We start from the raw sequence: 12,058 nt of genomic DNA on the forward strand, positions 1-12,058 counted from the left end.
TACGGGCACACCACACCGATCCTCACACCTAGATTCTTACCCCTCGAGGAAGATCCGCTGCAGCATGTGCCAGTCCTCGGGGTGCTCGCCGATCCCGGCCGCGAACGCGTCCGCGCACCGCTGGGTCATCGCGGCCGCGCCGCCGTCCGGCTCGATCGTGTCGTGGAACGTGATCACCAGGTCCGGCCCGTCGTAGTGCAGGGTCGCCGGGATCAGCGGCGCGCCCGTCTTCAGGCTCAGCGCGGCCGGGCCGACGGGCATCCGCGAGGGGCGGTCGAAGAAGGTCACCGGTACGCCGCGCTCGGACAGGTCCCGGTCGGCGACCAGACAGACGAACCCGCCCGCGCGCAGCCGGTCCGCGAGTACGGCGGTCACGTCCTCGCCGCCGCCGGTCAGCGGCAGCACCTCCATGCCGAGCTTCTTGCGGTACGCGATGAAGCGGTCGAACAGCGACTCCGGCTGCAGCCGCTCCGCGACCGTCGACACCGGCATCCCGGTGAGGCCGGCCCAGGCGCCCGCGTGGTCGTAGTTCGCCAGGTGCGGAAGCGCACAGATCACGCCCTGCCCGGCGGCGTACGCGTCCCGCAGCAGCTTCTCGTTGACCGTCCGTACCCGGCCGACGATCTCCTCGTCGGACCACTCCGGCAGCCGGAACGCCTCCTGCCAGTAGCGCAGGTACGAACGCATCCCGGCCCGGGTGAGCGCGTCCAGCTCGGCGTCCGTGGCCTCCGGGCGTACGACGGCCAGGTTGCCGCGCAGGCGCCGTACCCCTCGGCCGTTGCCGGCGTAGGTACGGTCGGCCGCCTTCGTGAACAGCCAGGTCACGGTCCGCTCGGGCAGCCGCCGTACCAGGGTCCAGGCGAGCGCGAACGCCAGGTCCACAGCCCGCTGCCGGGCGGACTCCATCAGGACTCGAGGTCGTTCTTCGCCGGGTCGGACATGACCTGCTTACGCACCGAGAGCGAGCGCTGGATCACCGTGATCGTGCTCGCGGCGGCGACGTACCAGATCACCAGCTCGAGCAGGATCGGCAGGTTGAACACGTCCGAGAAGAACGCCAGGATCAGCGTGAACACCAGCCGGTCGGCGCGCTCGGCCAGCCCGCCGCTGGCCTTCAGCCCGAGGCTCTCCGCCTTCGCCCGCGCGTACGACGTGACGGCGCCCATCACCAGGGCCCACAGCGTCACCGCGGCCATCAGCGTGGAGTCGCCGGCCTTGGAGTTGGCGTAGTACATCACCAGGCCGCCGTAGATCGCGCCGTCGGCGATCCGGTCCAGCGTCGAGTCCAGGAACGAGCCCCACTTCGAGGACGTCCCCGAGGTCCGGGCCATGTGGCCGTCGATCAGGTCGGAGAACACGAACAGCGTGATCACCACGACACCGATCCAGAGCTGCCCGCGCGGGAAGAAGATCAGCGCACCGGCCGACACCCCGATGGTGCCGACGAGCGTGACCATGTCCGCGCTCACCCCGAGCTTGAGCAGAAGGGTGGCGATCGGCGTGATCACCTTGGTCCAGAACTGCCGGAATCTGTTAAGCATGGCAGCGCGATCGTAGTTCACCAGGGTCACCATCCGATGACCAGGCACGGCTTTCGGCCTGCGGCGAAGCCGTCCAGGGGCGATGCTGGGTGGTGGGAGGAGGTGACGCATGCGACGACGACTGGCCGGCGCGCTCGTTCTCCTGCTCGCTCTCCCGCTCGTGACCAGCGGCTGCGGCATCGCCGAGCGCGCGAACGGCACGACGCCGCCGCCCGTCCAGCCGACGACGGTGCTCCCGACCGCGGTCGCTCCCCCACAGGCCGAGGGCCTCGACGGTACGACGGGAGCCCCCGGGCCGCAGGTGTGTACGGCGATCGCGCGCCCGCTGGCCACCCGCCTCGAACATCCCGTCACCGCTCGGCCGATGGCCTGGAACGACGGCGGCCTCCCGTCCATGGACCTGTGCATGCTCCTCGTCGACGGGCGGCCGGTGACGATCGGGGTCAGCGCGCTGCCGAGCCGGCCGGATTCGCTGGTCCGGCTGATGAACGGTGCCGGTGGAGTGGACTCGCTGCCCGAACTCGGCCCGGAGGCCCTGATCGGCGAGTCCCGCCTGGTGTTCCACGCCGCCGGCCACGCGGTCCGGGTCACCCCGGCGGGAGGCATCGACATCGGTACGCCGGACGGTGTCAACCGCGCCACGGCCGTCGCGATCGCCGAGGCCGCGCGGGACGCCGTACCGCACGTCCTCCGCCCTGTACGACAGGTCGACGAGACCTGCCAGCTGTCGAACTCCGCGGCCGAGCGGTTCGTCCGCGTCCGGGTCCAGCTGCGTCGCGACTATCGCGTGAAGGGCGCGCTCACCTGCATCTGGGGCACGCCCGGCGCCACGGTGTCGATCGTGGAAGCCTTCGACCAGAAGACGATCCCGGAGGCCGAGCAGGTCCCGCCGCCGCAGTTCGCCCCGCTCGGCGACCCCGGCTACTACCTGCCCGAGTCCGCCGAACTCGTCTTCTGCCAGGGGCGCCGGGTGGTCCGGGTCGCCGCCCTCACCGATCCACCGCAGGCGGTCACGCTCGACACCTTGACGACGTTGGTCGACCCAATGCTGCCGCTGTTCCTGCGCTGATCTTCGGGGCGCTGACTCAGGGCCAAAATTTGGCGAGCAGGGCGCGGGTGTCGGCGAGCAGTTGCGGAAGCACCTTCGTGCCGGCGATGACCGGCATGAAGTTCATGTCGCCGGACCATCGCGGTACGACGTGCTGGTGCAGGTGCGCGGCGATCCCCGCGCCGGCGATGTCGCCCTGGTTCATGCCGATGTTGAAGCCGTGCGCTCCGGAGACGGTGCGCACGGCCTGCATCGCCTGCCGGGTGAGGGTCGCGACGTCGGCGACCTCCTGGTCGGTCAGCTCGGTGTAGTCGCCGACGTGCCGGTAGGGCACCACCATCAGGTGGCCGGGGTTGTACGGGTACAGGTTCAGGACGGCGTACGCCGACTCGCCGCGATGCACGATCAGCGCGTCGGCGTCCGGCAGCCCGGGGAGCCGGCAGAACGGGCAGCCGGACCCGGCCGCCGAGCTGGTCGGCTTGTTCTCCCCTTCGATGTACGCCATCCGGTGCGGCGTCCACAGCCGCATGAACGCATCCGGCACCCCGACGCCGTCCTGCCGCTGCAACTCGTCCGGCGCGTACGGCGAGTCGGGGTGTTCGGTCATACCTGGACGCGCTTCGCGACCGACTCGACGATCTCCGCGACCGCGTCCGCGACCGGTACGCCGTTCTTCTGCGTGCCGTCGCGGTACCGGAAGGAGACCGATCCGGCAGCCATGTCGTCGTCGCCGGCGATCAGCATGTACGGCGTCTTGGCCTTCTGCGCGTTCCGGATCTTCTTCTGCATCCGGTCGTCGGACGCGTCGATCTCGACCCGGATGCCCTGCGCCTTCAGCTGCTTGGCGACCTCGAGCAGGTAGTCGACGTGCCCGTCGGTGATCGGGATGCCGATCACCTGGACCGGCGCGAGCCACGGAGGGAAGGCGCCCGCGTAGTGCTCGGTGAGGACCGCGACGAACCGCTCGATCGAGCCGAACAGCGCCCGGTGGATCATCACCGGCCGCTGCCGCGTTCCGTCCGGCGCGGTGTACTCCAGGCCGAACCGCTCCGGCAGGTTGAAGTCCAGCTGGATCGTCGACATCTGCCAGGTCCGGCCGATCGCGTCCTTGGCCTGGACCGAGATCTTCGGGCCGTAGAAGGCGGCGCCGCCCGGGTCCGGGACCAGCTCGAGACCGGAGCCCTCGGCAACTTCCCGGAGCGTCTCGGTGGCCTCCTCCCAGACCTCGTCGGAGCCGACGAACTTGTCCGGGTTCTTCGTGGACAGCTCCAGGTAGAAGTCGTCCAGGCCGTAGTCGGCGAGCAGGCCGAGCACGAAGGTCAGCAGGTTCCGCAGCTCGTCGCGCATCTGCTCGCGCGTGCAGTAGATGTGCGCGTCGTCCTGGGTGAAGCCGCGGGCGCGGGTCATGCCGTGCACGACACCGGACTTCTCCAGCCGGTACACGGTGCCGAACTCGAACAGCCGCAGCGGCAGCTCCCGGTACGACCGGCCGCGGGCCGCGAAGATCAGGTTGTGCATCGGGCAGTTCATCGGCTTCAGGTAGTAGTCCTGGCCCTGCTTGCGGATCTGCCCGTCCGCGCCGCGCTCCTCGTCCAGGTGCATCGGCGGGTACATGCCGTCGGCGTACCAGTCCAGGTGGCCCGAGGTCTCGAACAGCTGGCCCTTGGTGATGTGCGGCGAGTAGACGAACTCGTAGTCGTCCTCGACGTGCCGCTGCCGGGAGTAGTCCTCCATCACCTTGCGCAGCACGCCGCCCTTGGGGTGGAAGACCGCGAGGCCGGAGCCGATCTCGTCCGGGAAGCTGAACAGGTCCAGCTCGGTGCCGAGCTTGCGGTGGTCGCGCTTGGCGGCCTCCTCCAGGCGGGTCAGGTACGCCTTCAGCTCGTCCCTCGACTCCCAGGCGGTGCCGTAGATGCGCTGGAGCTGCGGGTTCTTCTCGCTCCCCCGCCAGTACGCCGCCGCCGTACGCATCAGCTTGAAGTTGCCGAGGTATCCGGTGGCCGGGACGTGCGGGCCGCGGCACAGGTCCTTCCAGGCGACGCTGTCGTCACGTCGTACGTTGTCGTAGATCGTCAGCTCGCCTTGGCCGACCTCCACGCTTGCGCCCTCGGCAGCGTACGCGGCGGAGCCCTTGATGCCGATCAGCTCGAGCTTGTAGGGCTCGTCGGACAGCTCCGCGCGCGCGTCGTCGTCGCTGACCACCCGGCGGCTGAACCGCTGCCGCTCCTTGATGATCTGCTGCATCTTCTTCTCGAGCTTGGTCAGGTCCTCCGGCGTGAACGGCGTCGGGACGTCGAAGTCGTAGTAGAACCCGTTCTCCACCGGCGGGCCGATGCCGAGCTTCGCCTCCGGGAACACGTCCTGCACGGCCTGCGCGAGGACGTGCGCGGTCGAGTGCCGGATGATCGCGCGGCCGTCCGCGGACGCCGCCTTCACCGGCTCGATCCGGTCACCGTCGGCGACCACCCGGGAGAGGTCGCGCAGCTCACCGTTGACGCGGGCGGCGATGGCGGAGCGGTCCTGCCCGAAGATCGCGGCGAACAGCTCCCCGATCGTCGTCGTCTCGGTCACACTCCGCTCAGCCTCGCCCTCGACGCCGACCAGCTGGACCTTGACTTCCGACACGTTCTCTCCTTCGTTCACGAGCAGATGGTATCGACAACGAAAGCAGGAGGCCGGACCAGCCGGTCGCTAGGCTTTGCGGTCGTGCCCAGAACGCTCCGCGACCCCGGACCCAGGGGCACATCTTCCGCGGGTTGCACGGCGTCGGTCCGTCATCAGTCAGCGACCCGTCGCCGAAGATCACCCAGTGGTTCGCCGCCGGCGAGTCCACCGGAGCGCGTGCGTACGTCGGCGGCGCCCAGGTCTGCCAGACCAAGTACGACAGCAACACTGTCTTCGAGATCAGCGGGCTGGTTCCGTTCGGAAGTGCCGACTGCTGAGCCCGGGCGGCTGTCTCAGCCGCCCGGGCTCACCCGGTCGTCAGCGTGGGGTGTTCAGGGCGATCGTGATCTGCTCGGAGACCTTGGCGGCCAGCTCCAGTGCGGCGCGGCGGGTGGCCGGCTGCAGGGCGGAGTGGTCGAGCGGGCCTTCGGCGGCGATGTGCATGTCGGTCGGGATGTCGATGACCGCGGCCGCGCGGGACTCGAAGTACGGCCGGAGCTGCTTCTCGACGTCCCTGTTCACGTCGCCGGGGCCGTTCGAGACCGCGATCACCGCGCGGCGGATCAGCCGCTGCGCCTCGGGGCCCTGGTTGTCGAGCTCCTCCAGCATCTGCACGGCGGCCGCGCAGGACAGGCTCTTCCACTTGATCGGGATGACCAGGGCGTCGGCCGCCTTCATCGCCTCGCGCCAGTTGCTGGAGCCCTCGTTGTTCCCGGTGTCGATCACGAGCACCTTGTAGAACCGGCTCAGCAGCCGGTGCACCAGGTCGAAGTCCTTCGCCTCGATCTGCGCGTACGTCGTGGTCGCCGACGTCAGTACGTCGTACTGCCCGGACACCTGGTGCCGCAGGTACGCCGCGACGTCGCCGAGCCGGGCGTCCGGCTGGGTCAGCATCGGCATCGCCTGCAGCATGTCCGTGACCGTTGACCGCGAGTTCGTGTCGTGGGTGCGCAGGTGCATGTTGCCGCGCAGCTCGTTGTTGTCCCAGGCCACGACACCGCCACCGCGGGCCTGGCCGAGCGCACCGGCCAGCAGCAGCGTGGTGGGGGTCTTGCCTGAACCACCCTTCGGGTTCGCGATCACGATCGTCACCGGCCGCCGGAAGGCGGTCGCGGCGGTCGCGCGGGCGAGCCGCTCCGAGCGCTCCGACGTACCGGGGCGCAGCTTCAGCATGCTCCGGACACCACGCTCGGCGGGAGCCTCCCGCGGCAGCGGCAGCGCCTGGATCAGGTCGTCCGTACGGAACGACAGGTTCTGCTGCGGCTGCTGGGCCTGCTGGCCCGGGATGCCCTGCGGGAAGAAGTGCTGCGCGGCCGGCGACAGCGGCTGTCCACCCTGACCCGGCTGGCCACCCTGACCTGGCTGTCCGCCCTGACCGCCCTGACCCGCCTGTCCGGCCTGCGGGTTCGGCTGGTTCTGCGGTGCTTGCGGGGCCGGCGGGAACTGGCCTGCCTGCTGAGGCTGCTCCTGGGGGCCGCTCTGGAACGAGCCGCCGCCGAACACCGGTGCCTCCGGCTGCTGCTTCGCGGACTCGTCCGCCGTCTCGGGCTCCACGTCCGCCTGGTCGTCCTGCGGCTCCGGCTGGCTCCAGGAGGACGCCGCTGAGTCCGGGACGGGCTGCGTCCAGGACGGCGTCGACTGGCTCGGCTGCGGCTGGGCCCACGGTGCCGGCTGGTCGACAGGCTTGGCCGCCGGTCCGGACCACGCGTCACCGCCGCGGAAGTCCTCGGACAGCGCGTCCGGCTGGTCGTCCGTGGTCCCGGTGGTCTCCTCGGCGGCCTCTCCGTCCGCCGACGGGTCCGGCTGGGTCCAGGAGGGGGTCGGCTGCCACATTCTCCGGACCTCGGCCGCCGCCGCTTCCCGGTCCTTGTGCTGTCCGGAGTTGTGCGAGTCGGTCACGACCTGGATCCCCGATTCTGTCAGAGGGGGCGGGTGGCCCCTGGCGCTTGCTGGGTGCTCCGGAGGTGAGGTCTCCGGGAGGCTCCCACTATCCCACGACCGAGTGTCCTCACCACGTCACCACCCGGAGCGTTCGGTGTCGGTTCCGCAACCAGTATCCAGGCTCGCCAGGGCCATGCGCGGATGAGTCAGGTCTCTGCGTCGACGAGCGTGAACGGTACGTAGGACAGGTTCGGGACCTGCTCACCGCGAAGCTGCGCGAGCAGGAGGTCTACAGCACGCCGGCCCATCTCGGTCTGGTTCTGTTTGACGTGCAGGTACGGCGGTCCGCCGATGGAGTCGCCTGGTGAGTCGAAGCAGGCCACTACGCGGTCTCCGCCGAGCACACGGTCGACCATGCGGGCCAGGTTGTACTCACAGGCGAAGTACGCCGTCACTTCGGGCCTGCTGTCGCGGAACGCACGGATGGTGTCCAGATCAGCCCGCACGCTGTCCGTTGTCGTCGAACCGGGCAGGGTGCTCCGCAGGTCCGTCAGCTCGTACGGCTGGCCGCGTTCGCCGAACGCCGTACGGAAGCCCTCCAGCCGGTCCTCGATGGACGACGTGTTGACGGGTGGTGGCGAGACGAACGCGATGTGCTCATGCCCTTGGTCCAGCAGCCGCGTGGTCAGTGCACGAGCCGCGGCCACGTTGTCGGTCAGTACTGCGGACACCGGGATCCCTGACAGGTGCCGATCCACCAGCACCACTGGGAACCCGTCCAGCACCTGCCGGAGCAGGCTGGCGTTGTAGAAGTCCCCGTGCACCGGGAACACGATCAGACCGTCAACAGCGGCCACCAGCGAGTCAACGGCCTTCTCTTCGTCGGTCTGCCGGCCGTGAGTACGCCGTACCACCAAGTGAGCGCCGTACTCCGCGCACCGCTCCTCGATCGCGTTCAGCAGGTCCAGGCCGAACGCCTCGGACATGTCCGGGACGATCAGCGCCACCGACCGCGCCTCACGCCGCTGCGCCGGCCGGAGCGGGACGGTCAGGCCGGTGAGATCGGGCAACCGCCGTACGACGAAGGTCCCCTTGCCGCGGATGCGCTCCACCAGACCGGCTTCCCGCAGTACCTCCAGGGCGCGCTTGGAAGTGATCCGGCTGACGTCGAACTGCGTCGCCAGCTCCATCTCCGACGGCACCCGGTCACCCGGTCGGAGCGCCCCACGGCGCAGCTGCTCCAGCACATGAGCGCAGATCCGCTCGTACAGCAGTGTCACGAAGTCGCCACCTCACCTGTCTTCTTGACATATCCAATCATCCCGCCGGAACTGTCGGTGCCGCATGACAGCCTGACGGACATGGACATCGCGAGGAGGGTCGCCGTGGTCACCGGAGCAGCCGTCGGCATCGGGCGCGCGATCGCCGTCCGCCTCGCCGCGGCCGGTGCCGAGGTGGTGGTCGCGGACCTCGACGCGCGGCGGAGCGGAGACCTGCGAGCTGATCGGGCCGTCGGCGCGCTTCGTCCAGGTCGACCTGCGCGACGACGCCGCGGTCGCCGGGCTGATGGCGTGCCGGCCACAGATCCTGGTCAACAACGCGGGCGGTGGCGCGGTCCTGACACCGTGTTTCCCGGACGCGGACGCCGCCCGCTGGACCGCCTCGCTCGACGTGAACCTCCGAGCGCCGATGCTCACCACCCAGCTCGCGCTGCCCGGCATGCAGGCGGCCGGGGGCGGCGCGGTGGTCAACATCGGATCCACGGCAGGGCTCGGCTTCGAGCCCCACGTGTCCCCGGAGTACAGCGCGGCCAAGGCGGCGCTGATCCGGCTGACCGCGACGCTGGCCCCACTGCAGGCCAGCCACGGCGTCCGGGTGAACTGCGTCGTCCCGGACTGGGTCGCGACGCCTCGCGGACTGCGCGAACGCGAAGCCCTGCCACCGGCCGAGCGTGGCCCGGAGTTGGTGCCGCTCGAGGCGGTCACCGACGCCGTTGTCCGATTCGTGACCGACGAGACGCTCGCGGGCCGCGTCCTGCTCCTCGATCGCGGATCGGAACCTTGCTTCCTGGGCTGGTCGCGAGGCCGTTCGGCTGACAGCATTCCGCCATGACCCGCCCATCGGTGCCCGCCTTCGCGGCGCGGCCGGTCGCGGCCGTCGCGGTCCTCGTCGGCGTGGTGCTGACCGCGCTGTCCGGCCGCTACGGCTACCACCGCGACGAGCTGTACTTCCTGGTCGCCGGCCGGCACCTCAGCTGGGGGTACGTCGACCAGCCGCCGCTGACGCCGTTCATCACGCGGGTGTCGACCGCGGTGTTCGGCGACACCGTGATGGGGCTGCGGGTGCTGTCGACGCTGAGCAGTGTCGCGACGATCATCGTGGTCGCGCTGCTCGCCCGGGAGTTCGGCAGCGCGCGTCGCGGTCAGGTGCTGGCGGCCGTCTGCGCGGCGGTGTCCGGGTTCGTGCTCGGTGTCGGGCACATGGTGTCGACGGCGACGTACGACCTCCTGGCCTGGATGCTGATTGCGCTGTTCGCGGTGAGGCTGCTGCGGACGCGGGACGGTCGCTGGTGGCTCGCGCTCGGGCTGACGGCCGGGATCGCGTTGGAGAACAAGTACCTCGTGGTGCTGCCGATCGGCGCGCTGCTGGTGTCGCTGCTGATCGTCGGACCGCGGAGCGTGCTGCGCTCCTGGTGGGTGCTCGCCGGTTTGGCGGTCGCGGGGCTGATCGCCTTGCCGAACGTGGTGTGGCAGTTCCAGCACGACTGGCCGCAGCTCAAGGTCGCGGGCGGGATCAGTACGGACGACGGCTCCGAGAACCGGATCATGTTCGTCCCGCTGCAACTCCTGCAACTGTCGCCGTTCCTGGTCCCGGTCTGGGTGGCCGGGTTCCTGCGGATCTGGCGTTCGTTGCCCTGGGCCCGTGCTGTCGGCCTGGCCTACCCGGTGCTGTGCGTCGTCGTACTCGCCGTCGGCGGGAAGTCGTACTACGCGCTGCCGTTGCTGCTCGTCCTGGTAGCGGCCGGGTGCGAGCCGACGCTGCGCTGGGTCGAACGGCGTCGATGGGCGGGGGTGGTCGCGCTGGTGCTGGCGGCTGTGTCGTCGGCGGTCTTCACGTTGCCGGTCCTGCCGGCGTCGGCGGCCGACCTGGTCATCCCGGTGAACAAGGAGCAGGGCGAGCAGATCGGCTGGCCCGCGTTCACCGATGCGGTGGCGGCCGCGTGGAAGCACGTGCCTGCCGATCAGCGTTCCACCGCGACGATCGTGACCGGCAACTACGGGGAGGCGGGGGCGCTCGTCCGGTACGGTCCCTCGCGCGGGCTGCCGACGCCGTACTCCCCGCACATGAGCTTCTGGGAATGGTCCCGGCCGCCGGAAACCAGCACCGGCCCGGTGCTCCTCGTCGAGCTCGAACGGACGCCGATCTTCGAGAAGTACTTCCGCGACTGCCACCAGGTCGGCGTCGTGCACAGCATCGTCGCGAACGACGAGGACGGTACGGCGCTGGTGCTGTGCGCGGGACCCGCCTCGCCATGGTCCGAGGTGTGGCCGAAGATCCGGCAGTACTACTAGGGCAAGTACACCCCGGCCGCGATCAGCCGGCCGAGCTCGTCGACCGTGTCCGCGAAGAGCTCCGGCGCCTGCTGGATCGTGGTCGTCAGGTGCTGACCGATCACGTGCCCGGGATGCCTGAATTTCAGTTCCCAGTTGCTGATCGCCGCCTCACCACCCGCGGCCCCGATCACCACAACCTTCCCGGTCCGCCGCCATCACGACGTACTCCGCGAACGCCCCCGCCCCGGTCCCGACCACGTGCTCGCCGACGGCCACACTCGTCACGCCTCCCCCAGCGCGACCACCTCACCCACGGCCTCGAACCCTGCGAGGTACGGCACTTTTGGACCACCGTCGTACGTGCCGCGGGACTGCATCACGTCCGCAAGTTCGCGCCCGCGGCACGTCCACCACCCGCAGCCCCTCAGGCCCGACCAACTCCCGCTGCTCCAACGCCCGCACAATCCGCTCCCTTATGTTCGATCTAAACCATACACTTGTTCGTGATTAGTCGAACACAAATCCGGTCGCCGCACGCCGGACCGGCCGCTACCGTCCGTTCGATGGAGCTCACCACCCCGAGGCTCACCCTCCGCCGGCCGATCGAGTCCGACTTCCAGATGCTCTGCGAGCTCTGGACCGACCCCCGAGTAGCCCGTTTCATGGACGACTACGGCCCCCGCGACATCCCCGCCGTCCGCCAATGGCTGGACCTCCACGCCGGCGGCACCTCCCAGGACGGCACCCACCTCCAACTGATCCTCACCCGCCACACCACCCCCGTCGGCTGGCTAGGCCTCGGCGAAAGCGACTCCGCCATAGCCGCCTGGAGCTTCGGCTACGCCATCCACCCGTCCCACCGCTCCCACGGCTACGCCACCGAGGCCCTCACCGCAGCCCTCGCCTACTGCCACAGAACCCTCGCGGTCCCCACCCTCTGGGGCGAATGCCACCCACCCAACAAGGCCTCAGCCCACGTAATGCTCACCGCCGGCATGCAAGAACTCCCCCCAACCCCCACCAGCCGCCGCTTCATCTACACCCCCTCAGCCACCCCAAACCCACCCGCAGCATGAGATCGATCGCGACCCAACCCAGGCAGGCGACTAACTACCCAACCCAACCCACGCAGGCGAACAGACCCAAGCAGACGAGTTGACCGCGCAAGCCGGCCGAAGCCGCCGAGCTCACCACGCGACGCGACCCAAGCAGGTGAGCTGACAGCGCGACCCAACCCCAGCCGCCGAGCGGAGCGAAGGCGTTAGGGGGTGCGGGTGGCGGAGCCCCCGCTCGCGGCAAGCGCAGCGCAGCCGCACAAAACGACGAAGGCGACGCGGTCAGCGCACGTCAGTGCGCGACACACGTCGCCC

The 12,058-nt window shown here is 69.8% G+C and carries 12 protein-coding genes and 1 pseudogene; 6 read left to right on the forward strand and 7 right to left on the reverse strand.

The window, feature by feature from the left end:
* Positions 1-36 precede the first annotated feature (36 nt).
* Both VFF46_RS30495 and pgsA read right to left on the reverse strand, forming a co-directional pair.
* Positions 37-906, reverse strand: coding sequence for a phosphatidylinositol mannoside acyltransferase (locus VFF46_RS30495; protein ID WP_325040682.1), 870 nt, complete (start codon positions 904-906; stop codon positions 37-39).
* Positions 906-1,541 carry a phosphatidylinositol phosphate synthase gene (gene pgsA / locus VFF46_RS30500; protein ID WP_325040683.1) on the reverse strand — a complete coding sequence of 212 codons (636 nt, stop codon included), beginning with the start codon at positions 1,539-1,541 and terminating at the stop codon, positions 906-908. Before pgsA ends, VFF46_RS30495 begins: the two co-directional genes overlap by 1 nt.
* A 109-nt stretch (positions 1,542-1,650) precedes the next feature.
* Here pgsA and VFF46_RS30505 point away from each other — a divergent pair, with 109 nt between their 5' ends.
* The gene (locus tag VFF46_RS30505) at positions 1,651-2,610 is read left to right on the forward strand and encodes a hypothetical protein (RefSeq protein WP_325040684.1); all 960 of its coding nucleotides are present in this window, start codon (positions 1,651-1,653) and stop codon (positions 2,608-2,610) included.
* 16 nt (positions 2,611-2,626) lie between these two features.
* Here the strand turns inward: VFF46_RS30505 and VFF46_RS30510 are convergent, their stop codons facing one another.
* Together VFF46_RS30510 and thrS are read right to left on the reverse strand one after the other, a co-directional pair.
* A complete protein-coding gene (locus tag VFF46_RS30510; RefSeq protein WP_325040685.1) occupies positions 2,627-3,196 on the reverse strand; it encodes an HIT domain-containing protein in 570 nt (189 codons plus the stop codon).
* A complete protein-coding gene (gene thrS, locus VFF46_RS30515; protein ID WP_325040686.1) occupies positions 3,193-5,214 on the reverse strand; it encodes a threonine--tRNA ligase in 2,022 nt (673 codons plus the stop codon). The genes VFF46_RS30510 and thrS overlap by 4 nt, the downstream gene beginning before the upstream one ends.
* 131 nt (positions 5,215-5,345) lie before the next feature.
* Here thrS and VFF46_RS30520 point away from each other — a divergent pair, with 131 nt between their 5' ends.
* Entirely contained in the window at positions 5,346-5,531 is a 186-nt protein-coding gene (locus VFF46_RS30520) for a hypothetical protein (RefSeq protein ID WP_325040687.1), read from the forward strand.
* Between the two features lie 40 nt (positions 5,532-5,571).
* Here VFF46_RS30520 and VFF46_RS30525 read toward each other — a convergent pair whose 3' ends face one another.
* Both VFF46_RS30525 and VFF46_RS30530 read right to left on the reverse strand, forming a co-directional pair.
* Positions 5,572-7,152, reverse strand: coding sequence for a MinD/ParA family ATP-binding protein (locus tag VFF46_RS30525; protein ID WP_325040688.1), 1,581 nt, complete (start codon positions 7,150-7,152; stop codon positions 5,572-5,574).
* Positions 7,153-7,340: 188 nt separating this feature from the next.
* Positions 7,341-8,414, reverse strand: a complete 1,074-nt coding sequence (locus VFF46_RS30530) for a GntR family transcriptional regulator (protein WP_325040689.1) — start codon at positions 8,412-8,414, stop codon at positions 7,341-7,343.
* Between the two features lie 81 nt (positions 8,415-8,495).
* Between VFF46_RS30530 and VFF46_RS30535 the strand changes: the two are divergent.
* From VFF46_RS30535 to VFF46_RS30545, 3 genes and pseudogenes are all read left to right on the forward strand, one after another.
* Positions 8,496-8,567: pseudogene (locus VFF46_RS30535) on the forward strand (hypothetical protein); the annotation flags it as partial.
* A 13-nt stretch (positions 8,568-8,580) separates the two neighbouring features.
* Positions 8,581-9,246 (forward strand): SDR family NAD(P)-dependent oxidoreductase, encoded by a 666-nt coding sequence (locus tag VFF46_RS30540; RefSeq protein ID WP_325040690.1) that lies wholly within the window; start codon positions 8,581-8,583, stop codon positions 9,244-9,246.
* Positions 9,243-10,706, forward strand: coding sequence for an ArnT family glycosyltransferase (locus VFF46_RS30545; RefSeq protein ID WP_325040691.1), 1,464 nt, complete (start codon positions 9,243-9,245; stop codon positions 10,704-10,706). The genes VFF46_RS30540 and VFF46_RS30545 overlap by 4 nt, the downstream gene beginning before the upstream one ends.
* Here VFF46_RS30545 and VFF46_RS30550 read toward each other — a convergent pair.
* Entirely contained in the window at positions 10,703-10,879 is a 177-nt protein-coding gene (locus VFF46_RS30550) for a hypothetical protein (RefSeq protein WP_325040692.1), read from the reverse strand. The genes VFF46_RS30545 and VFF46_RS30550 overlap by 4 nt on opposite strands.
* A 372-nt stretch (positions 10,880-11,251) precedes the next feature.
* Here VFF46_RS30550 and VFF46_RS30555 point away from each other — a divergent pair, with 372 nt between their 5' ends.
* A complete protein-coding gene (locus tag VFF46_RS30555; protein WP_325040693.1) occupies positions 11,252-11,764 on the forward strand; it encodes a GNAT family N-acetyltransferase in 513 nt (170 codons plus the stop codon).
* The last annotated feature ends 294 nt before the right edge of the window (positions 11,765-12,058 follow it).

This window comes from Kribbella sp., from assembly GCF_035655035.1.
Lineage (GTDB): Bacteria > Actinomycetota > Actinomycetes > Propionibacteriales > Kribbellaceae > Kribbella.